General features: G+C 72.9%; 22 protein-coding genes. 12 read left to right on the forward strand and 10 right to left on the reverse strand.

The genetic code is table 11. The annotated features are described in order from the left end of the window. The gene (locus tag ACZ31C_RS11020; protein ID WP_449956174.1) at positions 1–399 is read left to right on the forward strand and encodes a hypothetical protein; all 399 of its coding nucleotides are present in this window, start codon (positions 1–3) and stop codon (positions 397–399) included. Positions 400–486: 87 nt separating this feature from the next. Continuing rightward, a complete protein-coding gene (locus ACZ31C_RS11025) occupies positions 487–3,021 on the forward strand; it encodes a phage holin family protein (RefSeq protein ID WP_465795104.1) in 2,535 nt (844 codons plus the stop codon). Here the strand turns inward: ACZ31C_RS11025 and ACZ31C_RS11030 are convergent. Further along, positions 2,954–3,535: a DedA family protein gene (locus ACZ31C_RS11030; RefSeq protein ID WP_465795105.1), complete on the reverse strand. Its 582-nt coding sequence runs from the start codon at positions 3,533–3,535 to the stop codon at positions 2,954–2,956. The two genes, ACZ31C_RS11025 and ACZ31C_RS11030, sit on opposite strands and share 68 nt — an antisense overlap. Further along, the gene (locus tag ACZ31C_RS11035) at positions 3,532–4,293 is read right to left on the reverse strand and encodes an MBL fold metallo-hydrolase (protein WP_465795106.1); all 762 of its coding nucleotides are present in this window, start codon (positions 4,291–4,293) and stop codon (positions 3,532–3,534) included. The genes ACZ31C_RS11030 and ACZ31C_RS11035 overlap by 4 nt, the downstream gene beginning before the upstream one ends. Positions 4,294–4,687: 394 nt before the next feature. On the opposite strand from ACZ31C_RS11035, the gene ACZ31C_RS11040 reads away from it, so the two are divergent. Further along, positions 4,688–6,469 (forward strand): family 43 glycosylhydrolase, encoded by a 1,782-nt coding sequence (locus tag ACZ31C_RS11040; RefSeq protein ID WP_465795482.1) that lies wholly within the window; start codon positions 4,688–4,690, stop codon positions 6,467–6,469. Between the two features lie 98 nt (positions 6,470–6,567). Here ACZ31C_RS11040 and ACZ31C_RS11045 read toward each other — a convergent pair whose 3' ends face one another. Both ACZ31C_RS11045 and ACZ31C_RS11050 read right to left on the reverse strand, forming a co-directional pair. Beyond that, positions 6,568–6,933 (reverse strand): MmcQ/YjbR family DNA-binding protein, encoded by a 366-nt coding sequence (locus ACZ31C_RS11045; protein WP_396748396.1) that lies wholly within the window; start codon positions 6,931–6,933, stop codon positions 6,568–6,570. Between the two features lie 150 nt (positions 6,934–7,083). Continuing rightward, entirely contained in the window at positions 7,084–7,842 is a 759-nt protein-coding gene (locus tag ACZ31C_RS11050) for a Clp protease N-terminal domain-containing protein (protein ID WP_465795107.1), read from the reverse strand. Positions 7,843–8,179: 337 nt separating this feature from the next. On the opposite strand from ACZ31C_RS11050, the gene ACZ31C_RS11055 reads away from it, so the two are divergent. The 7 genes from ACZ31C_RS11055 to ACZ31C_RS11085 are packed head-to-tail and all read left to right on the forward strand — an operon-like array spanning position 8,180 to position 14,303. Next, a complete protein-coding gene (locus ACZ31C_RS11055) occupies positions 8,180–8,926 on the forward strand; it encodes a class II aldolase/adducin family protein (protein WP_465795108.1) in 747 nt (248 codons plus the stop codon). A 36-nt stretch (positions 8,927–8,962) separates the two neighbouring features. Further along, positions 8,963–9,982, forward strand: a complete 1,020-nt coding sequence (locus tag ACZ31C_RS11060) for an ABC transporter substrate-binding protein (protein WP_465795109.1) — start codon at positions 8,963–8,965, stop codon at positions 9,980–9,982. Beyond that, positions 9,979–10,800, forward strand: a complete 822-nt coding sequence (locus ACZ31C_RS11065) for an ABC transporter permease (protein ID WP_465795110.1) — start codon at positions 9,979–9,981, stop codon at positions 10,798–10,800. Before ACZ31C_RS11060 ends, ACZ31C_RS11065 begins: the two co-directional genes overlap by 4 nt. Beyond that, a complete protein-coding gene (locus ACZ31C_RS11070) occupies positions 10,797–11,606 on the forward strand; it encodes an ABC transporter permease (protein WP_465795111.1) in 810 nt (269 codons plus the stop codon). Before ACZ31C_RS11065 ends, ACZ31C_RS11070 begins: the two co-directional genes overlap by 4 nt. Then, on the forward strand, positions 11,603–12,418 hold the full coding sequence (locus ACZ31C_RS11075) for an ABC transporter ATP-binding protein (protein WP_465795112.1): 816 nt from the start codon (positions 11,603–11,605) through the stop codon (positions 12,416–12,418). Before ACZ31C_RS11070 ends, ACZ31C_RS11075 begins: the two co-directional genes overlap by 4 nt. After that, complete coding sequence (locus ACZ31C_RS11080) at positions 12,415–13,350, forward strand: MBL fold metallo-hydrolase (protein WP_465795113.1); 936 nt, start codon at positions 12,415–12,417, stop codon at positions 13,348–13,350. Before ACZ31C_RS11075 ends, ACZ31C_RS11080 begins: the two co-directional genes overlap by 4 nt. Beyond that, positions 13,350–14,303: an amidohydrolase family protein gene (locus tag ACZ31C_RS11085; protein WP_465795114.1), complete on the forward strand. Its 954-nt coding sequence runs from the start codon at positions 13,350–13,352 to the stop codon at positions 14,301–14,303. The genes ACZ31C_RS11080 and ACZ31C_RS11085 overlap by 1 nt, the downstream gene beginning before the upstream one ends. Before the next feature lie 37 nt (positions 14,304–14,340). Here ACZ31C_RS11085 and ACZ31C_RS11090 read toward each other — a convergent pair whose 3' ends face one another. Beyond that, positions 14,341–14,979, reverse strand: a complete 639-nt coding sequence (locus ACZ31C_RS11090; protein ID WP_465795115.1) for a TetR/AcrR family transcriptional regulator — start codon at positions 14,977–14,979, stop codon at positions 14,341–14,343. Positions 14,980–15,062: 83 nt separating this feature from the next. Here ACZ31C_RS11090 and ACZ31C_RS11095 point away from each other — a divergent pair, with 83 nt between their 5' ends. Continuing rightward, positions 15,063–15,992: an alpha/beta hydrolase gene (locus ACZ31C_RS11095; protein WP_465795116.1), complete on the forward strand. Its 930-nt coding sequence runs from the start codon at positions 15,063–15,065 to the stop codon at positions 15,990–15,992. Positions 15,993–16,016: 24 nt separating this feature from the next. Here the strand turns inward: ACZ31C_RS11095 and ACZ31C_RS11100 are convergent, their stop codons facing one another. From ACZ31C_RS11100 to ACZ31C_RS11110, 3 genes are read right to left on the reverse strand one after another with little or no spacing between them, the layout of a single operon-like run. Then, positions 16,017–16,673 (reverse strand): response regulator, encoded by a 657-nt coding sequence (locus tag ACZ31C_RS11100; protein ID WP_396748420.1) that lies wholly within the window; start codon positions 16,671–16,673, stop codon positions 16,017–16,019. Beyond that, positions 16,670–18,004 (reverse strand): sensor histidine kinase, encoded by a 1,335-nt coding sequence (locus tag ACZ31C_RS11105; RefSeq protein ID WP_465795117.1) that lies wholly within the window; start codon positions 18,002–18,004, stop codon positions 16,670–16,672. The genes ACZ31C_RS11100 and ACZ31C_RS11105 overlap by 4 nt, the downstream gene beginning before the upstream one ends. Before the next feature lie 41 nt (positions 18,005–18,045). Then, positions 18,046–20,064 carry a serine hydrolase domain-containing protein gene (locus ACZ31C_RS11110; RefSeq protein ID WP_465795118.1) on the reverse strand — a complete coding sequence of 673 codons (2,019 nt, stop codon included), beginning with the start codon at positions 20,062–20,064 and terminating at the stop codon, positions 18,046–18,048. A gap of 270 nt (positions 20,065–20,334) precedes the next feature. Between ACZ31C_RS11110 and ACZ31C_RS11115 the strand changes: the two genes are divergently transcribed. Further along, positions 20,335–20,979, forward strand: a complete 645-nt coding sequence (locus ACZ31C_RS11115) for a hypothetical protein (protein ID WP_465795119.1) — start codon at positions 20,335–20,337, stop codon at positions 20,977–20,979. A gap of 99 nt (positions 20,980–21,078) precedes the next feature. Here ACZ31C_RS11115 and ACZ31C_RS11120 read toward each other — a convergent pair whose 3' ends face one another. Continuing rightward, positions 21,079–22,653: a ricin-type beta-trefoil lectin domain protein gene (locus tag ACZ31C_RS11120; protein WP_465795120.1), complete on the reverse strand. Its 1,575-nt coding sequence runs from the start codon at positions 22,651–22,653 to the stop codon at positions 21,079–21,081. A gap of 159 nt (positions 22,654–22,812) precedes the next feature. After that, positions 22,813–23,103, reverse strand: a complete 291-nt coding sequence (locus ACZ31C_RS11125; RefSeq protein ID WP_465795121.1) for a flavin reductase — start codon at positions 23,101–23,103, stop codon at positions 22,813–22,815. Positions 23,104–23,125: the final 22 nt, after the last annotated feature.

Raw genomic sequence — 23,125 nt, forward strand, 5'->3', positions numbered from 1 at the left:
GTGACCGAACCCCGCTACGACACCGAACGTGGCGCCACCGAACTCCTCGTCGGTGCGCTGGCCGGCTCCGCCCTGCTGCCGTTCGTGCAGGCGCTGGCGACGAAGGCGGGGGAGGACGTCTACCAGATGATCCGGGACAGGCTGTCCCGCCGGGCCCGCCGCGAGGTGCAGGACGAGATCCGCGCCGAGGGCACCGTCACACTCACCGCCCCCGGCGCGCGGGTGGTGCTGCGGCTGCCGGAACGGGTCACGCCCGAGATGGCGCTGCGGTTGGAGAACCTGCACCTGCCGCCGTACCGACCCGGCTGGTTGCTGCTGTCGTGGGACGCCACCCAGCGCCGCTGGGTCACCACCGGCCTGTCCGGGCCGCCGGAGACCGCCACCAGTCTCGACCCCTGACCGTCCCGCGCGGCACGGCCGCTCCACCGTCCGGGATCCCGGGTCCGGCTTTGTGATCTTGTTGGTGCCGTGTGACATGGTGGCGGCATGGAACCGCAGGTGGATGCCGAGCGCCGCGCTCTGCCCGAACCCGTCCGGGTCGCCCTGCGGGTGCTGCGTGACTACCGGCCGACCTTCGCTCGGGTCCGCGCCTTGGTGCGCAGCATGGCGACCTCGTTCCTGGTGCTCAGCGCGACGTTCTGGCTGCTGCCCGGCGTGACCATCAGCGGCCTGGTCGGGCTGCTCTGGCTGGTCGCCCTGGTCACCGGCGTCGGTGCGGTGCTGCGTCCGGTGCTGCTGGCCCTGGCCACCGCGCTCGGTGGGCTCGGTGCGCTGGCCATCGGCGTGGGCGTCCAGGCCGTGGTGATGTACGTGGCGTTGCAACTGGCTCCCGAGGCGCACGTCGCCGGGTTCGCCGTCGCGTTCGCCGCCGCCTGGCTCGCCGTGGCGCTGGCCGCCGCCGTCAACTGGCTCGCCGACGCGGGCACCGACGACACCTTCGTCAGCGAGATGCTGCGGCTGATGAGCCGGGTCCGGCGCTCCACCGACCGTGGTGGCCCCCGCTGGAGGCGCTGGCGTCGCAGCGGCCCGCCCCGGCGCGACGCGGCCGGCGACGCCCCACCCCAGGGCCTGCTCGTGGTCCAGCTCGACGGGGTGGCCGCCCCGGTGGTGCAGTGGGCGGTGCGCGCCGGCAACCTGCCCACCATGGGTCGCTGGTTGCGGTCGCGCAGTCACCGGATGACCCGCTGGCACACCGGGCTGCCGGCCACCACGCCCGCCGCCCAGGCCGGTCTGCTGCACGGTGAGTTCGGTCGGGTACCGGCCTACCGCTGGTACGAGAAGGCGCCGCCCGGCCCCGACGGGAGCGCGCCGGCCGGGCGACTCGTGGTGACCAGCCGTCCCCGCGACGCGGCCGAGGTCGAGCGGCGACTCTCCACCGGCCGGGGGCTGCTGCGCGACGGTGGGGTGAGCATCAGCACCGCCTTCTCCGGCGACGCCCCCACCACCCTGTTGACGGTCAGCCGTGCCGGCCTGCCCGGCCGCTCCACGGCCGGCTACGCGGCGTTCATGACCAGCCCGTACGGCTTCGCCCGGACCGTGGTGCTCGGCGCCGGGCAGGTGCTGCGGGAACTGCACGCCGCCCGGCGGCGACGGGTGCGCGGCGTCCAGCCCCGGGCCGACCGGGGCGGCTCGTACCTGGCGCTGCGTCCGCTGGCCAGCCTGCTCAACGACCTCAACGTGTCGCTCATCGCCGAGCAGATGGCCCGGGGCGCGCCGGTCATCTTCTGCGACTTCGTCGACTACGACGAGGTGGCCCACCACGCCGGCCCGGCCCGGCCGGAGGCGATGGCCGCGCTGGAGTCGCTCGATCACACGCTCGGCATCCTGCAACGGCTGGCCGCCGAGGCGGGGCGGCGCTACCACATCGTGGTGCTCAGCGACCACGGCCAGAGCCAGGGTGCCACGTTCCGCCAGCGGTACGGCGAGTCCCTGACCCAGGTGGTGTCCCGGCTGGCGACACCGGGCGCTGCCGAACCCGTGCCAGCGCCGCGCCGCCGCCCACGCGGGCCGGGTCGGGACGCGGCGCTCGCCGGTGGCGAGCACGAGACCACCCGCAACGCCGAGGAGCGCGCCCGGGTGGACACGCTGCTCAGCGAGGTGTCCGGCCGCAGCGGGGTGACCGCCACCGCGACCCGGATGGCGGTCCGGGCCCGGCCGGAGGCGGCGCGCGGCCCCCGCCCGTCGCCGGAGCCGGACCGGGCGCACGAGCGGGCCGCCGCGTCGGGGCGTACCGAACCGGAGACCGTGGTGGTGGCCTCCGGCAACCTAGCGATGGTCTATCTGACCCGGCATCCGGGGCGGCTCACCCGTGACCGGATCGACGAGGTGGCGCCGGGGCTGGTGGCGGGCCTGGCCGCGCATCCCGGCGTCGGGGTGGTCGTCGTCGACTCGGCCGCCGGACCGCTGGCGGTGGGGCGCTCCGGCATCCACCGACTGCTCGACGGGCACGTCGAGGGCGACGACCCGCTGCTGCCGTACGGGCCGAGGGCCCGGCACGACCTGCTGCGGCACCAGGGCATGGACCACGTCGGTGACCTGGTGCTGATCAGTTCCGTGGATCCCGGCCTGGAGGAGGTGACCGCCTTCGAGGAGTTGGTCGGCAGCCACGGCGGGTTGGGCGGCTGGCAGAACGACGCGCTGCTCGTGCATCCCGCCGACTGGCCGCAGGAGGGCGAGTTGGTCGGCCCGGACGCGGTGCACCGCCAGTTGCTCGACTGGCTGTCCCGACTCGGCCTGCGGGGCCCCGACGAGCCCGGCGACCCGGCGAACGGCCCCGACCCGGCGCAGGGGCCCGACCCGGCGGACGAGCCCTATGCAGCGAACGGGTCCGGCGCAGCCGACGGGTCCGACCTGGCGACCCGGTCCGAGGCGGTGGACGGCTCCGACCCGGCGACGCGACCCGGTCCGGCGGTGCCCGGGACGCGTCCGGGGGAGGCGGGACGGCGGATACCGGTCATGGCGTCGCCGGTGGATGGACCGGCTCGGGCCGGCGTCGCCCCAGCCGGCTCAACACCTGAGTGACCAGCAGGACCAGCACGATCGCGGCGAGCACGCTCTGCCACGGCTCGGGGAAGATGGCCCGGCCGAGCACGCCGATCATGGCGTAGACGACCGACCAGAGCAGGGTGGCCGGCAGGTTGGCCACGGCGAACCGCCGCCAGGTCATCCCGGCCATCGCCGCGGCCAGCAGCACCGGCAGCCGGCCGCCGGGCACGAGTCGGGAGACCAGGAGCATCGGGACGCCGCCCTCGCGTACCCGCGCCGACAGCCGGTCCAGCCGCTGCGGCCCACGCAACCAGCGCAGCCGCCGGGCGATGCGTTCGCCGCCCCAGCCGAGCACCGCGAAGACCACCAGGTCACCGAGGTACGCGCCGAGCGCTCCGGCGAGCACGACCAGGAACACGGTCACCGGGTCCTGGTGGGCGGCGAGGGCGGCGGCACCGCTGACCGCCGCACCGGTGGGCACCACCGGGACGACCGCGCCGAACATCACCACCAGCGTGAGCCACGCCAGCGTGCCGAGGGTCGCCGTCATGTGCCGGGCACGGTGAGGGATTCACCCGGCTGCAGGACGCGTACCCGGGTGTCGGGGGAGATCCGTTGCGCGTACCGGGCGAAGTCGTCGCCCGGCCCGAAGAACCGGTCCGGCCGGACCCGGTCGCACCCGACCGGCCAGAAGGTGCCGTAGTGGATCGGCACCGCCCACGCCGCCGCCACCCGCCGCGCCGTCTCGGCCGCGCCCTGCGGGTCGAGGTGGCCCGGGCCGAGCGTGGGTCCCCACCCGCCGACCGGGATCAGCGCCAGGTCGAGCGGGCCGAGCGAGTCCATCTCGGCGAAGAAGCCGGTGTCCCCGGCGAACCAGGTGCGCGCCCGGCCCTCGACCAGGTAGCCGACGGCCGGTGCCCGATGGCGTGACCAGGGGCCGCGCCCGGCGGGATGGGCGGCGGGCACCGCCGTGACGGTGACCTCGCCGACCGTGGTCGCCTCGCCGGGCGTCAGCTCGGTGTACCGGTCGGCGGTGGCGCCCAGGGCCCGCCGCACCAGCGGCGCGGCCCCGGCTGGCAGCACCAGCCGGGTGTCCGGGGGCAGCCGGCGCAGCGACGCGAGGTCCAGGTGGTCGGCGTGCAGGTGCGAGACGAGTACGGCGTCCGGTGCGGCCGTCAACCGGGGGGTGGGCCCGCGTCGTCGCCGCAGGTGGGCGAGCCGGTCGCGGAGCAGCGGATCGGTGAGCAGTCGGGTGCCGGAGTCCTCGATCCACACGGTGCTGTGACCGTGCCAGGTCAGCTCGACCACACCGTCACCCACACCGCCGTCGACACGCCTGCCACCGTAACGGGTGCCGGTCGGCGGCCCCTCGGCGGCCGTGGCGTCAGGCCCTGCCGGGCCCATTCCCGGCGTGACCAGGTATAGATGGCCATGCTTGTCTGTGTGATCGCTCACATGTTAGCGTTCTCATCGGTGGTGATGGTGAGCACGCGCTCTGCGGCTTTCCGGGCAGGCGGCCGAGGCGTTGATGTTGTCGCTAACACCGCCTCGGTCACGGTCGACCGGCACTGCTCGTCCCCGCCGTTCCCGTCCCCGTACGGCTGGTCCGGCGAGCGCGCCACCACCGGAACAGGAGTCCGTTGTGAGCTTCGTGTCCGCGCTGCCGCGCAGCGTCAGAGCCAGACGTGGGATCGCCTGGCTGATGGTTCCGTTGATGTTGGTGACCTTCTTCGCCGCTCCGGCGAAGGCGGACAACCCGCTCGTGCAGCACGTCTACACGGCCGACCCGGCGCCACTGGTGCACAACGGCCGGGTCTACCTCTACACCGGACGCGACGAGGACGGCTCGACCTACTTCACCATGCGGGAGTGGCGGGTCTTCTCCTCGGCCGACATGGTGAACTGGACCGACCACGGCGTCCCGATGAACCTGGGCACGTTCGCCTGGGCCGACGCCAACGCCTGGGCCGGGCACGTCATCGCCCGCAACGGACAGTTCTACTGGTACGTGCCGGTGCGGCAGCGCTCGAACGGGCAAATGGTGATCGGCGTCGGCGTCTCCAGCTCGCCGACCGGGCCGTTCCGCGACGCGCTGGGTCGGCCGCTGACCGGCAACGGTGAGATCGATCCGCACGCCTTCATCGACGACAACGGTCAGGCGTACCTGTACTGGGGCAACCCGAACCTGTGGTACGTCCGGCTGAACTCGGACATGATCTCGTTCTCCGGCAGCCCGACGCAGATCCCGCTCACCACGGCGGGCTTCGGCACCCGGACCGGCAACGCGAGCCGGCCCACCCTCTACGAGGAGGGGCCGTGGGTCTACAAGCGCAACGGCGTCTACTACAACGTCTTCGCCGCCGAGTGCTGCTCGGAGTTCATCGGCTACTCCACCGCACCCGGTCCGACCGGCCCGTGGACCTATCGGGGCACGGTCATGCCGAGGCAGGGCGCCAGCTTCACCAACCACCCCGGCATCATCGACTTCGCCGGGAACTCGTACTTCTTCTACCACAACGGCGCGCTGCCGGGCGGTGGCGGTTACACCAGGTCGGTGGCGGTGGAACGCTTCACCTACAACGCCGACGGGTCGATCCCGACGATGAACATGACCACCGCCGGGCCGCCCCAGGTGGGCACGCTCAACCCGTACGTGACGCAGGAGGCCGAGACCATCGACCGGGCCAACGGCATCGAGACCGAGGTCTCCACCGAGGGCGGCATGAACGTCGGTTTCATCGAGAACGGCGACTGGATCCGGGTCAAGGGCGTCGCGTTCGGCACCGGTGCCTCGTCCTTCACCGCCCGGGTGGCCTCGGGCACCAGCGGCGGGAACATCGAGCTGCGGCTGGACAGCACCACCGGCCCGCTGGTCGGCACCTGCGCCGTGCCCGGCACCGGGGGTTGGCAGAACTGGGCGAACACCACCTGCAACGTCAGCGGCGCCACCGGCACCCGCGATCTGTACCTGCGCTTCACCGGCGGCAGCGGCTACCTGTTCAACATGAACAACTGGCGGTTCACCGGCGGCACCGGCACCGGCGGCAACCTGGTCACCAACGGCGACATGGAGAGCGGAACGACCGGCTGGACGGTCTTCGGAGCCGGGACGGTGGCGTCGAACACCAGCGTGGTCCGGGGCGGCACGCGGTCGCTGCTGCACTCGGGGCGTACCGCGTCGTGGAACGGCCCCAGCCAGGACGTGACGTCGAAGCTGACCAACGGCCGTACGTACACCACGACGCTCTGGGTACGGTCGCAGAGCGGCACCCCGTCGGTACGCCCCACCCTGGCGGTGACCGCCGACGGCACCACCAACTACGTGCAGCTAACCCCGGCGGCGACGGTGAACGCGAACGGCTGGACCCAGCTCACCGGCACCGCCACGGTGTCGTGGAGCGGCAGCCTGACCGGCGCCCGCCTCTACGTCGAGACGGCAGCGGGCACCGATGGCCTGTACCTGGACGACGTGTCGTTCCAGTGAGCCGCACGCCGTGGGCCCGGCCGCCGACCGGGCCCACGGTAGTGCCTCTCAACGGGCGTCGAGCCGGAGCCTCTCAACGGGCGTCGAGCCGGAGCCTCTCAGCGGGCGTCGAGCTGGGCGAGCAGCGTCTTGGGCGCCACCACCCGATACCCGTCCTCGACGACCTCGGCGAGTTCGGTCTCGTCCACACCGGTGTCGAGCCGTACGCCCACCCAGCCCCGATGCCCCACATAGGGCGGACGGAAGTAGGTCTGCGGGGCGGACGCGATCAGCTCCTCGGCCGAGCCCGGTGGCGCGGCGCACCACAGGTGCGGGAAGTCGTTCTGGTGATGGCCGTCCGGCCACACCTGGGCGAAAGACTTCTTGCCCCGGATGAACCAGGCCGGCGTGCCGTGGCTCGGGCGTTCGGTGACCTCGGGCAGGTCCAGGCACACCCGCCGGATGGTCGCCACCAAGTCGGTCATCGATCCACCGTACGGCACCCGGACGCCACACCCGGCGAACGCCTCGCCACCGTCGCCAGCGGACCGGCGGCGGGTGGCGGGAGGGATGTGCGTGTAAGGAGGGGTCCCCTGCTATGCACGAGGCGATAGCAGGGGACCCCTCCTTACACCTCAGGCCCGGTGGCGGCGCGGTGTGGGCGTGGCGATCTGGTGGTGCAGCCGGTCGAGCCGTTCGAGCACGTCGAACATCATGATCCGGAGCGAGGCGGTGTCCGCGTCCCGGTCCGTGGCCACCCGGCCGAAGGTCGCACCGTAGTAGAGCGCGGACAGTGCGGCGGGGGTGACCACCTCGGTGACCCCCACGTCCCGCAGCACCGCCCCGGCCGTGCCGTCGTCGGTGGTCAGCCCGAGTAGCAGGTGGCTGCCGGCGATGGTGGCGGACCCGTGTGCGGCGGCCTGGGTGGCGGCCGTGGTCAACGTCGTGCGGGCGTCGGTGCCCAACGTGGGTGGCGTTGCCCCGCCGTTGCGTCGCGAGGCGCGGGGCCGGCCCGGCCGACGGCCGACCGCTCCGTCGATCGCGGCCTGGATCGAGGCGGGCGGGAAGCCGAGCAGCTCGACGGCGTTCAGTACCAGGCTCTCGCCCTCGTCGAGGAACGCCTGGAGCAGGTCGACCGGTTCGACGACCGCCGACCCGCGAGCCGCCGCGACGTCGTACGCCTGGCGCAGGATCGCCGCGACGTGGTGGTTGGGCGGCGGTGCCAGGTCGACCGGCTCGGGCAGCGCGAGGTCGGCGACCGCGTCCTGCGCGGCCCGGTCGGCGCCGTCGAGCGCCTGGGTCAGCGCGGTCTGGCAGATCCGCGAGACCGGAAGCCGGGCCTGGCGTACCCGCTCGGCCAGCGCGTCGGGCAGGTACACGTTGATTTTGGGCATCTGGGGGTCCTGTCGGGGCGGGAGCGGGCCGGAGTCGGGGCATGGTGGGGGCTGGGGTGCAGGTCACAGCGTTCACCGGCTTGATCTCCTGCAAATCCTAGGGGCATACTAGGGTTATGCCAACGCCGCTGACCGCCCGCCGCGCGGTCGACTACGGTCGCACCGGCAGCGCGCTCTGTCCCTGCCGCTGACCCGGCCGCAGACCGCCGAGAGCCCGCGCGAAGGCATCCACCCCCACACACCGGTACACGCACGCGTCCGACCTCGGACGCGGCTTCCGCCTGCCCGCCGCACGGTGCGTCGACCGGCACCCCGACTACGACAAGGCAGTGACGTCATGACTGAGCACATCCCCACCCCCTCGGCACTGCGGGGCGCGCCGTTCGGAGCCGACGAACTGGCCGCCGCCCGGACCGACCTGACCACCGGCATCAACCGGATCTTCGCCGCCTCGGCGATGTCCGCCAGCGGACACGGCAACATCAGCGTCCGGCTGCCGGGCCACCACGACCTGCTCGCGATCAACGCCGGTGAGCTGCTGCGCCCGTGGCCCGCCGACGACCTGCGTGTCGGCGTACCCGCTCTGCGGACCGTCAACGACGAGGTCGTCGTGGTGAACCTCGACGGCGAGGTGCTGTTCGGCACGCCCAGCCCGTCGGTGGCCGCCATCCTCACCATGCACGTCGGCGTCTACCGCACCCGCCCGGACGTGTCCGCCGTCATCCACACCCACTCGCCCTACGCCACCAGCTACGCCCTCGCCGCGACCAGCCTGCCCGCCCGCTACGAGGCGTTGCTGGTGCACGGTCAGGCCGTGGATGTCCCGGTCGCGCCCTGGGCACCGCGTGGCACCGCCGAAGCGGTCCGCGCCATCGCCGACACCTACCGGGCCCACCCCGACACGTACGGCGTCCTGCTCGGCAACCACGGCCTGCTCGTCGCCGGGGACGACGCGAAGCACGCGGCGAGCCTGGTGGTGGCCATCGAGGAGGCGGCCGTGTCGAGCGTCGCCGCGCAGCCGTTCGGTGGCCCGGTGCCCTTCCCGGAGTACGTCAACGACCTCGACCTGCGTCTGCGCTTCTGACCGACCCCGTCAGCCACCCGAGAATCGAGACCGACCATGTTCCGTACCACCCGGACCCTCCGGCACGTACCCGCCACACCCGCCCTTCGTCGCGGCCTGGCCGGCGTCCTCGCCGCCACGCTGCTGACCAGCGCCCTCGCGGCCTGCTCCGCCGCCGACGACTCCGCCGACGCGGCCGGCGGCACGGACGGCCTGACCACGGTCCGGCTGGCCTCCGCGCCGCTCGGACACCTCGCCCCGATCTACCTCGCCCAGGACAACGGGATCTTCGCCAAGCACGGCCTGCGGGTCGAGGTGGACACCCAGACCTCCGACCTGACCTCGGTGCCGTCGGTGCTGGCCGGCAAGGTGGACTTCGCCACCGGCGACCTCACCACGCTGATCGTGGCGCGCACCCAGGGGCTGGACGTCAAGGCGGTGGTGCCCGCGTCCGCGTCGACCGGCAAGGCCGGTGCGGACTACGGCGCGCTCGTGGTGGCCGGCGACTCCGGCATCACCAGCCCCCAGCAGCTCGAAGGCAAGACGGTGGCGGTGAACATCCTGACCAACATCGCCGCGGCCGCCGCCCGCGAGTCGGTCCGCACCGCCGGCGGCGACTCCGACTCGGTGAAGCTGGTCGAGATCCCGTTCCCGCAGGTCCCGGCCGCGATCAGCGAGGGGCGGGTGGACGGCGCCTGGGTGGTCGAGCCGTTCCTGTCGGCGGCCAAGGCGCAGGGTGCGGTGCCGGTCGGCTGGGGCTTCACCGACCTGGCCGAGGACCTGACCGTCTCCGCCTGGTACACCTCGGGCACCTACATCGGGCAGCGCCCGGAGGTCGTCTCGGCCTTCCGCGACGCGATCCGGGAGGCGTACGCGTACGCCCGCGAGCACGAGGACGAGGTGCGCGCGAAGATCCCCACCTTCACCCAGATCAGCCCCGAGGTGGCGAACACCATCACCATCACCGGCTGGCGGGACGAGGTGAGTCGGCAGGCCGCCGAGAAGCTGGCCGGGTACGCGCAACGCGACGGTCTGATCAGCACTGCGCCGAACCTCGACGAGCTGATCCTGCCGTGACCACGAGCAGCCGCACGCCGGCCCCCACCCGGGGGTCGGCCGGCGGCCCGGTCGCCGGTCGCCGGCTGCTCGGCGTGGTCGGGCTGCTGGTCGCGGCGGCCGGGTACGAGGCGGTGACCCGCGCGTTCTTCTCGCCGCTGCACGTGCCACCGCTGTCCGCCGTCGCCCCGGAGGCGCTTCGCCTGCTCACCGAGGCCCGGTTCTGGACCGCGACCGGCCGTACCCTGCTGGCCGCCGCGTCCGGCCTGGTGATCGCGGTGGTCGCCGGTATCGTCGTCGGCTTCGCCATCGGCTCGGTCCCGTGGTTGCTGCGCGTCACCTCGTCCACCCTGGACTTCCTGCGCCCGGTCCCGTCGATCGTGTTGATCCCGGTGCTGGTCCTGGTGCTGGACGTCGCCCAGATCACCGTCCTGCTCGTCGCGGTCTCGTGCTTCTGGATCGTGCTGTTCCAGGTGCTGTACGGGCTGCGCGACGTGGACCGGGTGGCCGTGGACACCGCCCGCAGCATGCGACTGGGCCCGCTGGCCCGGGTCGTGCACGTGACCTGGCCGACGGTGCTGCCGTACCTCGGCACCGCGCTGCGGTTGATCGTCTCGGTGGCGCTCGCGTTGGCCATCACCGGCGGTCTGGTGATGGGCGCCGCCGGTCTCGGCGAGCTGATCTGGAGCAGCCAGGAGTCCGGCGAGTTCACCGGCATGTACGCGCTGGTGCTGCTGACCGGCGCGGTGGGGATCCTGCTCGACCTGGGCGCCCGCCTGGCCGAACGCCGGCTGCTGCACTGGCACGTGGCGACCCGGCGGGAGGTGACGACCGGATGACCGGCCCCCGTTCCGCCCCGCTGCTCACCGGCCTCGCCCGGGGCGCCTCCGCGGTCGGATTCGCGCTGGGGCTGCCGGTGCTGCTGTTCACCCTCTGGTGGGTGCTCAGCGCGGACAGCACCACCATCTTCCTGCCGCCGCTGCGCCGCATCGTCGAGGCGTTCGGTCAGGTCTGGCTCTCCGACGTCTTCGTCCGCGACGTGGTGCCGAGCCTGCGTCGGCTCGCCACCGGCTACGCCGCGGCGCTGGTGATCGGCGTCGGCGTCGGCTACGTGGTCGGCCGCTGGTCGGTGGTACGCGCACTGACCAGCCCGATCCTCGCCTACTTCCGGGTGCTCCCGGCACCGGTGCTGATCCCGGTGCTGCTGGTCGCGGTCGGCATCGGCGACGCCACGAAGCTGATCGTCATCGTGCTGGGCGCGGTCTGGCCGATCCTGCTGAACACCGCCGACGGCGTACGCGCCGTGGATCAGGTCCACCTGGAGACCGCCGCCGCGTACCGGCTGCCGAGCTGGACCCGGCACGGCCTGATCCTGCGCGCCGCGAGCCCGCAGATCTTCGCCGGTGCCCGCCAGGCGCTGGGCATCTCGCTCATCGTCATGGTGGTCAGCGAGATGCTGATGAGCACCGACGGCCTGGGCTTCACCGTGATCCGGTTCCAGCGCACCTTCGCCATCCCGCAGATGTGGAGCGGCGTGCTCCTGCTCGGCCTGCTCGGCTTCGCCCTGGCGAAGGTCTTCGAGCTGGTCGAGCGGCGTGCCCTGCGGTGGCACCGAGGCGCCACCGGACGAGAGGAGTCATCATGACAGTCGGACCCGACCTGCTGCGGATCGACGCGCTGGGCAAGTCGTACCGGGCCCGGGAACGCACCGTGGACGCCCTGGCCGGGGTGAGCCTCACGGTCGGCGACGGCGAGTTCGTCACCGTCGTCGGGCCGTCCGGCTGCGGCAAGACCACGCTGCTGAAGATCGTCGCCGGGCTGCTGCCCGCCTCGACCGGCGAGGTGTACCTGGCCGGGCAGCGGGTGACCGAGCCGCCGGCCGACCTGGGCGTGGTCTTCCAGGAGTACGGCCGCAGTCTGTTCGCCTGGAAGACGGTGCAGCAGAACGTCGAGCTGCCGCTGCGGCACCGGGGGCTCGGTCGCGCCGAACGCCGGGACCTGGTCGCCGAGGCGCTCGACGCGGTCGGGCTGGCCCAGACGGCACGGGCGTACCCGTGGCAGCTCTCCGGCGGCATGCAGCAACGGGTCGCCATCGCCCGCGCGATCGCGTACCGGCCCCGGCTGCTGTTGATGGACGAGCCGTTCTCCGCGGTCGACGCCCAGACCCGCGGTGACCTGGAGGACCTGCTGGCCACGCTCTGGCGGCGGTACGCGATGACCGTCCTGTTCGTCACCCACGACATCGACGAGGCGGTGTACCTCGGCCAGCGGGTCGTCGTCCTCGGTGCCGCCCCGACCGGCGTCGTCGCCGAGTTCCCGGTCGACCTGCCGGCGGACCGCGACCAGCTCGGCACCCGCTCCTCGGCCCGCTTCGGCGAACTGCGTGCCCAGGTCTATGCGCGGGTCCGCCGCGCACCCGAACCCGAAACCCCGCGAGCAGAGGTGACCTCCCGATGAGCGAGCAGTCCCCGGAGACCGCACCACGGTGGCAGGACACCGGCGGCGGGGAGGGCCCGCTCTGGTCCTTCCCCGTCGGCGAGGTGGAGGTCTTCCCGATCCGCGAGGTCGACTACCTTCCACTCCCGACGGACTTCTTCCCGCAACTGGAGACCGAGTCCTGGACCGACGGTGCCTTCTACACCGCCGAGCCCTTCACCCGCGACGGGCGGATCGTGCTCAACCAGGAGGCCCACCTGCTCCGGACCAGGGACCGGCTGATCCTGGTCGACGCCGGTGGCGGCAACGGCAAACCGCGCAACGGCGGCGTCTTCGACCGTGCCGACCGGCCGTTCCTGGAGCAGTTCGCCCGCGCCGGGGTCAGCCTCGACGACGTCGACACGGTGGTCTTCACCCACCTGCACGTCGACCACGTCGGCTTCGCCACGAGCGCCGACGGCTTCGGCGGCTGGGTGCCGACCTTCCCGAACGCCCGCTACCTGGTGGTCCGGGAGGAGTTCGACTGGTGGACCGGCCCGCAGGGCGCGGCGGCGATGCGGCGTACCGGCGACTACCTCGCGGACAGCATCCTGCCGCTGCGCGACGCCGGTGTGCTCGACCTGGTACCGGCCGACCACGTGCTGACGCCGGAGATCCACCTCGTGCCCGCGTTCGGGCACACCCCCGGCAACGTCTATCTGGTGGTCGAGTCCGCCGGCCGACGCGCCCTGTTCGCCGGAGACATGCTGCACCACGGCGTGCAGCTCGAACGTCCCGAGTGGAGCATCCGGTACTGCGTGGTGCCGGGCGACTCCGCCGACCAGCGTCGCCGCCTGCTGGAACGGGCCGCCGACTCCGGTGACCTGCTGGTGCCGACGCACTTCCCGTTCCCCGCCGCCGGGTACGTGCATCGGGCCGAGCGCGGTTTCACGTACACCTTCATCGAGGTCTGATGCCGCCGCTGTTCGTCGCCGACTTCCACACCCACTACGCCTGTCCGGCCTATCCGGCGCTGCCGCCCCGGCACGCCGCGCCGGAGCTGGCTGAGCGCTGGCGCGGGCTGGCCCGCCGGATCGCCGACCTGGAGGGGCTGCTGGCCGAGGGCGGCCGGCACGGCATCGACCTGCGGGTGCTCAGCGCGCCACCGGCGCTGGTGACCCCGCACGGCGAACGCACCCGCCCGGAGGACCTGCGGCGGCTCAACGACCACCTCGCCGAGGCGGTGGCGAGCGCACCGGACCGCCTCCGGGGCCTGGCCACCGTCGACGCCTTCGCCGGTGACCCGGCCGCCGACGAGGCGGTACGCGCCGTACGGGACCTCGGGTTGTCCGGGCTGGTCGTGGACTGCGCCACCGACGGGCTCCTGCTCGGCGCGAAGGCCGCCCGCCCCACCCTGGCCGTCGCGGCGGAACTCGGCGTACCCGTCTTCGCGCACCCGATCAGCCCGGTGGCGATGACCACCGCCTTCGCCGGACTCGGCCGGTTCGGCACCTCGCTGGCCCGGGGCACCATCAACGCCGCCGCGCTGCTGTCGCTGCTGGTCGACGGCGTGCTGGCCGACCTGCCGGGGCTGCACGTGGTCTTCCCGATGCTCGGGGTCGCCGGGCTGTCCCTGGCCGCCGCCACCGACGGGGGAGAGGTCCTGACGTCGGCGGCGCCCGCCTCGCAGCGCGCCCACGTCTATCTCGACACGATGGGGTTCGCGCCGGCCGCCATCAGGTTCGCCACCGACCTGCTCGGGGCCGACCACGTGCTGGTCGGCGGGGACTGGCCGATCGCCTCGCGCGCCACCAGCCGCGCCCGGGTCGAGTCGGCGCTGGCCCGGGCCGGACTGGACGAGGCCGACACCCGGCTGGTCGCCGGAGGCAACGCGCTGCGTCTGCTCGACGACCGTCCGGGCCGCTGAACCTGGCCACCTTCCCCCTCCGGCCGCGACGGGCGGGTCAGCTCACCGTCGTGCGGCTCAGGTAGCCGGTCACCACCGCGACGATCTCGTCGGTCAGCTCCGGCCCGTCGATCCGGTCCGGCTGCTGGGCGACGAACCGGTGCACCAGCGACTCGACGACCGCGACCACGACCCGGGCGCTGCGCTCCGGGTCGGCCGGTGCCAGGTCGGGGTCCCGGCGCAGCAACGACCTGACGGCGGCGACCGCCTCGCCTTCGGCCTCGTGGAAGCGGGCCAGCAGCTCGGGCGGGCGCGGTGACTCCTCGAACAGCACCCGGTGCAGGCGCGGGTCGCGGGTGTGCAGCTCGGCGCAGGCGCGGACCACCGCCGGGAGCCACCGGCGCAGCGGGACGGGGCCGTCAGGGAGACCGGCGAGGCTGACCCGCACCGCCTGGGCGGTCTCGTCGACGTGTTCCAGCGCCAGGGTCAACAGGATCGAATCCTTATTCGGGAAGTACTGGTACAGCGAGCCCACCGAGAGCTGGGCCTCGGCGGCGATCCGGTCGGTGGTGCCGGCGGCGTGGCCGTACTCGGCGAAAACGCGAGCCGCCGCGTCGAGGATGCGTCGACGGGTCTGCCAGGCGCGTTGCTGCCGGGGCGTCTTCCTGGGCTGATGCGGTGCGGGCCGAGGTGGCACCGGGTGCCTCCAAACGCGAGTAAACAAAGCGAGGAAATCCTCATATCATAGTGCTGAGCAGGTAAAACGATGAAAGGTGGAGTGTGGAACCCGCTAGGCGTAGTACGTACCAGGAGGTCACCCGGTGGCTCGACTACCAGCGCTTCTATCCGGCGGGGCTGCGCAGCGACCTCGACGACGCCCCGGCCGAGGAGTGGTGGCGCTGGCGGGGGCTGGACGTGCACCTGGACCGGCTTGCCGCACCGGACGCCCCGGTGAAACTCCTCCTGCTGCACGGCGCCGGTGGGTACGGGCGGATGCTCGCCCCGTACGCGCGGATGCTGGCCCAGCTCGCCCCGGTGGAGGTTCTCGCCCCGGACCTGCCCGGCTACGGACTGACCCGCGGTGACCGACCGGTGGCGTACCCGGAGTGGATCGACTGCGTCGCCGACCTCGTGGCGGCGGAACGGGCCCGCGACGGCCGTCCCGTCTTCCTCCTCGGTGCCAGCATGGGCGGCATGCTGGCGTACTCGGTCGCCGCCACCGTCGACGTCGCCGGCCTGGTCGTCACCTGCCTGCTGGACCCGCGCGACGTCACCGCGCGGATGCGGATGACCCGCCTGCCGGCCATGGGCCGCCTCGATCCGTCCCGGCTCGGCCCGGTCCGGCCGTTCGAGGCCTGGCGGATACCGATGCGCTGGATCGCGAACATGGGCGCGATGAGCAACGACGCGGCCCTCACCGCGCTGGTCGCCGCCGACCCCTCCGGCGGCGGCAACCGGGTCGCGCTCCGCTTCCTGCGGACCTTCCTCACCTCCGCCCCACCGGTGGAGCCGGAGGCGTTCACCGCCTGCCCGGTGCTGATGACGCACCCGGCGGAGGACCGGTGGACGCCGGTCGCGCTCAGCCGCGCGTTCTTCGACCGCATCGCCGCCGACAAGCGGCTCGTGCTGCTGGAACGGGCCGGACACCTGCCCGTCGAGGAACCGGGCCTGACCCAGCTGGGTCAGGCTGTCAGCGAGTTCGTCAGCTGACCGCCGACGCGAACGGCGGGTGGGTCAACGCGGGACCACGCCGTTCTGGTACGCCCAGACCACCGTCTGCAACCGGTCCCGTACGCCGATCTTGGCCATCGCCCGGCCGAGGTGCGACTTGACGGTGCTCGTCTCGATGAACAGCTCGGCGGCGATCTCCACGTTCGACAGACCCTGGGCGAGCAGCCCGACGATCTCGGCCTCCCGTGCGGTGAGCTGGTGCGCGGCCACCGCGTCGGTGCGCGGTGCGGCGGTGCGGCGGGCGAACTCGCTGATCACCCGGCGGGTGACCGCCTGGTCGACGAGCCCGTACCCGCCGGCCAGGCGGCGGACCGCCTCGATCAGCTCCTCGGGTTCGCAGTCCTTGAGGATGAACCCGCTGGCACCGGACTCCAGCGCGCCGAAGACGTACTCGTCGAGGTCGAACGTGGTCACCACGAGCACGGCGGGCGGCGTCTCGGTGGCCTCGCCGACGATCCGGCGGGTGGCGGTGAGGCCGTCGCCGCCCGGCATCCGGACGTCCATGCAGATCACGTCCGGCCGGTGCCGGCGGGCCAGGTCGACCGCCGCGTCGCCGTTCGACGCCTCGGCCACCACCTCGATGTCCCCGGCCTGCTCCAGGATGACCCGGAACCCGGTCCGCACCACCGCCTGGTCGTCGACGAGCATCACCCTGATCATCTCGGGTCCCCCTTCACGGTCGCCGTCGCGGCGCGCGCGGCCTCCGGTGCGGTCGGCAGGCTCACGGCGACCGACCAGCCTCCGTCGGCGGTCGGACCGGCGGTGAACTCGGCGCCGATGAGCTGTGCGCGTTCCCGCATGCCCACCAGGCCCACGCCACCGGTGGTGCGGGCGGCCGGCTCGGGCCGTCGAGGCGGCGGATCGTTGCGCACCTCAAGCGTCACCCGGCGGTCCAGGTAGCGCAGGGCCACCCGGACCGGGGCGCCGGGGGCGTGCTGGCGGGCGTTGGAGAGTGATTCCTGCGCCACCCGGTAGAGCGCCACGTCGGCGATCGGCGGCACCTCGCGCGGCTGCCCCTCCCGGACGAACCCGACCGGGCCGCCGAGGTCACCGGCGGTGCGGACGAGGTCGTCGAGGACGGCCAGGCCGGGCACCGGGACGGTGCCGTCGCCCGCGTCCGACCCGGCCCGTCCGCGCAACACCCCCACCACCAACCGCAGGTTGTCCAGGGTCTGCTTGCCCTGGGCGCGGATCCAGGCCACCCCGGCGCGGGCCGCCGCCGGATCGCGGTCGATCAGCCGCTCCACCGCCGCCGCCTGCACCACCATGCCGGAGAGGTGGTGCGCGGCCACGTCGTGCAGTTCCCGCGCCATCCGGGACCGCTCCGCACCGATCGCCGCCTGCACGCCTGCCTGCTGCGCCCGGACCGCCTCGTCGGCGCGTACCCGGACCAGCTCGACGTAGCGCCGGTTGGTGGCGACGTAACCGCCGACGAAGGCCGCGCCGAGGTAGGTCAGCGCGCCTGCGGTGAGGCTGCCGAGCGTGGAGAGGAGCAGGTCGGGGGCGGCGAGGACGGCGGTGGCGACCACCGCGCCGGCCGTCTCCGCCAGCGTGGCGACCCCCGCGATCAGCAGCGCCGTCCGGACCGGCCGCAGCGTGCCGACGGTGTACGCGGCGACGAACGGCGCGATGCCCCGGATCGACAGCTCCGGCAGGGACAGCCCGACGATCGCCAGTTGTAGGGCGACGACCAGGGCGAGACAGAGCAGCGGACGGACCCGGCGCAGGCAGAGCAGCATCGCCTGCACGCCGCAGAGCACGAGCAGCGGCCCGGCCCGCCCCGGGCCGACGGAGAGTTCCTCCGCCGGTGCGACGACCCAGAGCAGCATCGCCAGCAGCAGCACGGTGACCACGGTGACCGCCGCCGCGAGCAGGAGGTCCCGGGCGAACCGGCCGGTCACGCCGAGCCGGGTGAGCTGTTCGTCGAGCCGCCGGGTCAGCCGGGGCGACCGGGGAGCCGCCTCGGTCTGCGGATCAGGGTGGGTGCTCATGCGGTGGGCTTCCTTGCTCCGGTCCGTCCCGGATCGACGCGTCAGTAGGAGATGTTAGGTGCGAGCAGCATGAACTCGACGGCGAACCAACCCGTACCGGCCAGGGCCAGCAGGATCAGGGCGCTGGCGGTGATCCGGTGCCAGCCGACGCGACGCCGTACGTCGTCGACCAGCCGCATCGTGGCGGGCAGCACCCCGAGCAGGCCGATCAGTTGGAGCGCCTGGACGGTGCGCAGCGAGGCGGCGGAGACGTCCTGCAACCCCATGATGGTCACCACGCTCACCGCCCAGCCGATCAGCGCGAGCAGTGCACCGGCGACCGCGACGCGGCTGAGCACCCGGGCGGTACGTCCGGCCCGGTCGCGACGGGGTCGACCGAGCACCCGCCGGACGAGGGCGCCGAACGGCCAGGAGAGCACCGTCAGCGCCAGCACCAGGACGGAGACGCCGAGCACCGGTAGAACCACCGCCGTGGCCCGTGCCGGTTCGACCGGCAGCAGGGTGAACGCGGAGTCGTAGCTGATCGCCGTCACCCGGTCGTCGGTGGCCCGCATGGCGATCGTGCGCTGCCCGCCCACCTCGCGCCAGACCCAGGGGGCCACCTCCTCGTAGAGGACCGGGGTGGCCGACAGCGGCCCCGGCGCGAAGAGCAGCCGGTTGTCGTCGGCGACGCTGACCGTGGTCCGGCCGACCAGACCGATCAGGGTCAGGAAGTTGCTGCCGATCCCGCGCGATTCGGTGTACGTGCCGGCCGCCGCGGCGGCGTGTGCGGCACTGGTCTCCGCGTCGACGCCCGTCGGCCGGTCCGACGTGGCCGGGAAGTAGCGGTCGGCGAAGCCGTTCACCACCGCTTGACGCAGTTCGTGGCTGTCGAATCCGCCCCGGCCGCCGCCGTTGAGCGAGACGAAGATGCCGGCCCGTTCCTGCGGATAGATCTGCAGGTGCGAGTGGAAGTACTTGGTGTCGCCACCGTGGCCGAGGATGCGTCGGCCGTTGCGGTCCTCCTCGAACAGCCCGAGCGTCATCCGGGGGCCGTCCGCGAGGGTGCCGAGCGAGGTGGCGTCGAGCGCGGGCCGCTGCATCAACTCGCGGGTCGGCAGGTCGAGCAGCGGACCCTCGCCGACCGTCTCGCCGGTCAGCGCCAGCATGAAGCGGGCCATGTCGGTGGCGGGTGCGCTCAACGCGCCCGCCGGGACGGTGCCGACGATCTCGAACGGGCCGGCGACACCGGCGGCGTCGTACCCCTTCGCCACCCGATCGGCCAGCGGCGGGGGCAGCGGCTGCGCGAACGTCGACGACGCCATGCCCGCCCGGGCCAGTACGTGGCGATCGACGTACTCCTCGAACCGCGTCCCGCTGACGCGTTCGACGATGTATCCGGCCAGAGCGTTGCTGTAGTTGGAGTAGGCGGGCACCGTACCCGGCCGGTAGATCTGCTCCGGCGGGTCGGTGGCCAGCACCGTGCGCAGGTCCGGGCTGTTGCCGTCGGAGCCGATCAGGCCGGCGATCCGCTCCTCGAATCCGGCGGTGTGGGTCAACAGGTGCCGCAGGGTGACCGGCTCGTCGTAGCGGCGGGGCACGGTGAAGTCCAGGTACTCGTCGACGTCGGCGTCGAGGTCAAGGTCGCCACTCTGCACGAGCTGGAGGACCGCGACGGCGGTGACCAGCTTCGCCACCGAGCCGACCCGGAACAGGTGTCGGTCCGGGTCGACCGGTACGGCCTGGCCGGAGCCGGAGCCGGAGCCGGAGCCGGTGTCCGCGTGGCCGTAGCCACGGGCGGTGAGGATCTCGCCGTCGCGGACGACCGCGACGGTGGCGCCCGGGATGCCGGTCCGCTGGAGTGCGGCGGGCAACAGGCCGTCGAGCCAGGCGTCGACGTCGGCGGCGTTCAGCGCGGCCGGGTCGGCCGGTACGCCGGGAGCGGTTGGCGTGGGAACGGACAGGACGGTCGGTGCGGCGCCGCACCCGGCGGCGGTGGCGACGGCGACCGCCGCGACCAGGGCCGCGCCGAGTCGACGCAGGCGGAACGCCCGGGACCGGGCGGGATCGTGGCGAAACATGTCGGGCTGCTGCCTTCCAGGCCGATCGGGTGTCCGGAGGGGTCCGTGCGGCGTCACCCGGTGCCTGAGAAAAGCCTGCGGGAACAGGAGCGTGGTGCCATCTGGCGCAGGACGGCATTCGACCTACGACCTTTGTCGGAAATCCACCCCGTTGCCGCGTCCTTGCATATCGCGCCGACACCCGGGGTACGTCGATCTTCAGCGACCGTGGCGGGGATGGTGCGCCGGTCTCCCGACCGGGAATCCCCGCCGCCGGAGGAGGAGCGGATGATGTCGATGCGTAGGTGGCTTGCCGGTGCGGGCGTGGTGGCGTTGGCCGTCTCGACAGCGGCGTGCGGTGACGCCACCCCGGACGCCGCCGCCACCCCCGAGGCCACGGGCACGCCGGCCGCCAGCGCGACCTCCGCCGCGCCCAGCCCGACGGAGGCCTCACCGTCGCCGGACAGCACCGCCAACCCGCCGGTGCTGTCCGGCGACCGTCAGGTCACCATCACCCGGGTCGACGCGTTCGAGTCGGGGCTGTCGTTGACCGACGAGCGCCTGGCCGAGGTCGACGGCGACGAGGGCCGGCAGTTGTTCGTACCGACCCCGGTCGACGGGCAGACCTTCCTGGTCAAGTCGTACCGGGGTGCCGGTGGCGGCCCCGGCACCGGCGAGCCGGTCTGCTGGCAGGTGCAGAACCCGGGCAACTCGCAGCCGCTGGTGGTGCAGGGCGCCGAGTGCAAGGAGAGCGAGCCGCGTCAGCTCTTCACCATCGCGCCGAACCCGGAGAACGCGGAGACCTTCCTGATCAGCAACAACTCGGCGTTCCTGCGGAACTCGCAGAACAATGGCCTGATCATGGAGGAGCTGGGTGACGCCGCCCCGTTCGACAGCTTCCGGTTCAACGACAACGGGGCCGCGCCGTCGTCGTAATAGTTGTAGTTGTAGTTGTAGCTGTAGTTGTTAGGAAGGGTCCCCTGCTATACACCAGGCGATAGCAGGGGACCCTTCCTTACATTCCGGGGCCGTGTCTCAGCCGCGCCGCCACTTCTGGTTCGCGCCGCCGAGGCACTCCCAGAGGGCCAGGCGGGCGCCGTCGGCGTTGACCCAGCCGCTGATGTCGACGCACTTGTTCGCCTGCGGGTTGACCAGGTCACCCGCCGCGGAGAGGACGAACTGCTGGGCCGGGTTGCCGCTACAGGTCGCGATCTGGATCACCGCGCCGTTGTCCCGGGAACCCCAGGCCACGTCCATGCACATGTTGTTCTGGGTACGCAGCGTGCCGTTGACGAAGCTCCACGACTGCGCCGCCGTGCCGTTGCAGTTCCAGGTCTGCAGCGGTACGCCGTCGGAGAAGTTCGAGTTCGGCACGTCGATGCACTTGTTGTTCCAGTTGCTGATCAGCCGGTTCCCGCTACCACCGCCGGTGGTGACCAGCGTGAGCCCGTACACGCCGAGGATCTCGTTGACCGGCTGGAACCAGGTCTCCCCGCCGGTGGAGCAGTTGCCCCAGCCGCCGGAGGTGACGCCCTGCGCCTGGTTGCCGCTGAGCCAGGCGCCACCCGAGTCGCCGCCCTGGGCGCAGGCGTTGGTGCGGGTCAGGCCGTGCACGGCGCCCTGCGAGTAGTTGATCGTCTGGTTGCGACCCAGCAGCGTGCCGCACCGCCAGCCGGTGGTCCGGCCGGACCGGCACACCGAGCTGCCGATCGCGGCGTCCTGGGAGCCGGCCACCGACACGTTGCCGCCGGAGTAGTTGTTCACCCACGGCTGCGGGGTCCAGTTGCTGTTGGTCCGGACCCAGCCGTAGTCGCGGCCGGGGAACGTCGAGCCGGCGAAGGTGCCCTGGGAGACGTTGTTGTAGCCGAGGGTCGGGCTGCCGACCCGGCCACAGTGGCCGGCGGTGACGAAGCCCCCGTGCACCGCGAAACCGACCGAGCAGAGCGTGTTGCCGTTGATCACGTACTGGTCCCCGCCCCGGATGTCGTAGTTGATCCGGGGCGCCTCGGCGGACTCGACGATCCGGACCAGGCCCGCGTCAACGCCGCTGGCCTTGACGAAGGCGGCGGCCTCGGCGGTCGCGCCCCGGCCTGCGGTCACCACGATCCGGTTGGTCGTCACGTCGACCGCCCAGCCGTGCACGGCGTCCGGTGGCGCCTTGCCGGCGTGCCGGTCGAGCGTCCGCTTGACACCGTCCAGGGTTGACTCGCTGCGGGCGGCGGTGGTCACCTCGGCACCTTCGGCGCGTACGGCGGCGGCCAGCGACGGGTCGGTGACGGCCACGGTCAGCCGCGTCCCGCCGGACGGGATCCAGGCACCGGCGAAGGCCGTACCGAGTCGTGCTCGCAGACGGCGCTCGACGGTGGCGGCACCGGCTTCGACGCGGAGCCGGGTCAGCACCTGCGCGTCGGTCAACCCGAGGTCGCGGCGCATCGCGCGGACCATCTCCGGCGCGAGGCCGGTGACCGAGGTGTCGGCGGTGGCGGTGGGGGTGCCGGCGGTGTCGGCGGTGTCGGCGGCGAGTGCGGCCGGCGGGGCGGCGAGTGGGGCGAGACCGGCGACCAGGACGGCGGCAAGGGCCGTGCGCAGGACGCGTGGCGCTCGTGGCATGGGACTCCTCCTATGGGGGTGGGGCGATGCGGGGGCATCGTCGGGAGTTCGGCCAAGAGAGCGCTCTCACGATCAAGTCTGTCGATGTGGCCGGTAACTGTCAAGACTCCTGTCAATTGCTGCCGGCGCGTGGTCCGTCCAGGTCGGACGGCACGGCGGTCAGCGGGAGGGCGGCCGGGGTGGCAGCCAGCCGAGGAACCGCTCGTGCGACTCGGCCGGATCGGTCCCCGAGTGCCGCTCGGTGAGCTGTCCGAGCGCCTCCTCCCAGAGGGTCGCCAGATAGACCAGCAGATCGGTGCGGCGGGTGCCGTACTCGGCGAGAAGGTCCCGCTGCGCGCGTCCGCACGGCCAGGCGGTCCCGCAGGCTCGGCACCGCCAGGTGGGGCGGGACGCCACATGGTCCCGGCAGCGCGCGGTGGGTGCGACGTTCGCCGCTCTGGTCGCGGGCACGGCATGTCCTCCTCCGTCGGCG

The sequence above is a fragment of the Micromonospora sp. NPDC023869 genome (assembly GCF_055559695.1).

Coding starts and splice junctions, on each gene's coding strand:
- ACZ31C_RS11045 (WP_396748396.1), bottom strand. CDS start 6,933: ATGACCGACTTGGTGGCGACCATCCGGCGGGTGTGCCTGGACCTGCCC.
- ACZ31C_RS11085 (WP_465795114.1), top strand. CDS start 13,350: ATGCCGCCGCTGTTCGTCGCCGACTTCCACACCCACTACGCCTGTCCG.
- ACZ31C_RS11115 (WP_465795119.1), top strand. CDS start 20,335: ATGTCGATGCGTAGGTGGCTTGCCGGTGCGGGCGTGGTGGCGTTGGCC.
- ACZ31C_RS11105 (WP_465795117.1), bottom strand. CDS start 18,004: ATGAGCACCCACCCTGATCCGCAGACCGAGGCGGCTCCCCGGTCGCCC.
- ACZ31C_RS11080 (WP_465795113.1), top strand. CDS start 12,415: ATGAGCGAGCAGTCCCCGGAGACCGCACCACGGTGGCAGGACACCGGC.
- ACZ31C_RS11025 (WP_465795104.1), top strand. CDS start 487: ATGGAACCGCAGGTGGATGCCGAGCGCCGCGCTCTGCCCGAACCCGTC.
- ACZ31C_RS11030 (WP_465795105.1), bottom strand. CDS start 3,535: ATGACGGCGACCCTCGGCACGCTGGCGTGGCTCACGCTGGTGGTGATG.
- ACZ31C_RS11075 (WP_465795112.1), top strand. CDS start 11,603: ATGACAGTCGGACCCGACCTGCTGCGGATCGACGCGCTGGGCAAGTCG.
- ACZ31C_RS11110 (WP_465795118.1), bottom strand. CDS start 20,064: ATGTTTCGCCACGATCCCGCCCGGTCCCGGGCGTTCCGCCTGCGTCGA.
- ACZ31C_RS11120 (WP_465795120.1), bottom strand. CDS start 22,653: ATGCCACGAGCGCCACGCGTCCTGCGCACGGCCCTTGCCGCCGTCCTG.
- ACZ31C_RS11100 (WP_396748420.1), bottom strand. CDS start 16,673: ATGATCAGGGTGATGCTCGTCGACGACCAGGCGGTGGTGCGGACCGGG.
- ACZ31C_RS11040 (WP_465795482.1), top strand. CDS start 4,688: ATGGTTCCGTTGATGTTGGTGACCTTCTTCGCCGCTCCGGCGAAGGCG.
- ACZ31C_RS11050 (WP_465795107.1), bottom strand. CDS start 7,842: ATGCCCAAAATCAACGTGTACCTGCCCGACGCGCTGGCCGAGCGGGTA.
- ACZ31C_RS11055 (WP_465795108.1), top strand. CDS start 8,180: ATGACTGAGCACATCCCCACCCCCTCGGCACTGCGGGGCGCGCCGTTC.
- ACZ31C_RS11070 (WP_465795111.1), top strand. CDS start 10,797: ATGACCGGCCCCCGTTCCGCCCCGCTGCTCACCGGCCTCGCCCGGGGC.
- ACZ31C_RS11060 (WP_465795109.1), top strand. CDS start 8,963: ATGTTCCGTACCACCCGGACCCTCCGGCACGTACCCGCCACACCCGCC.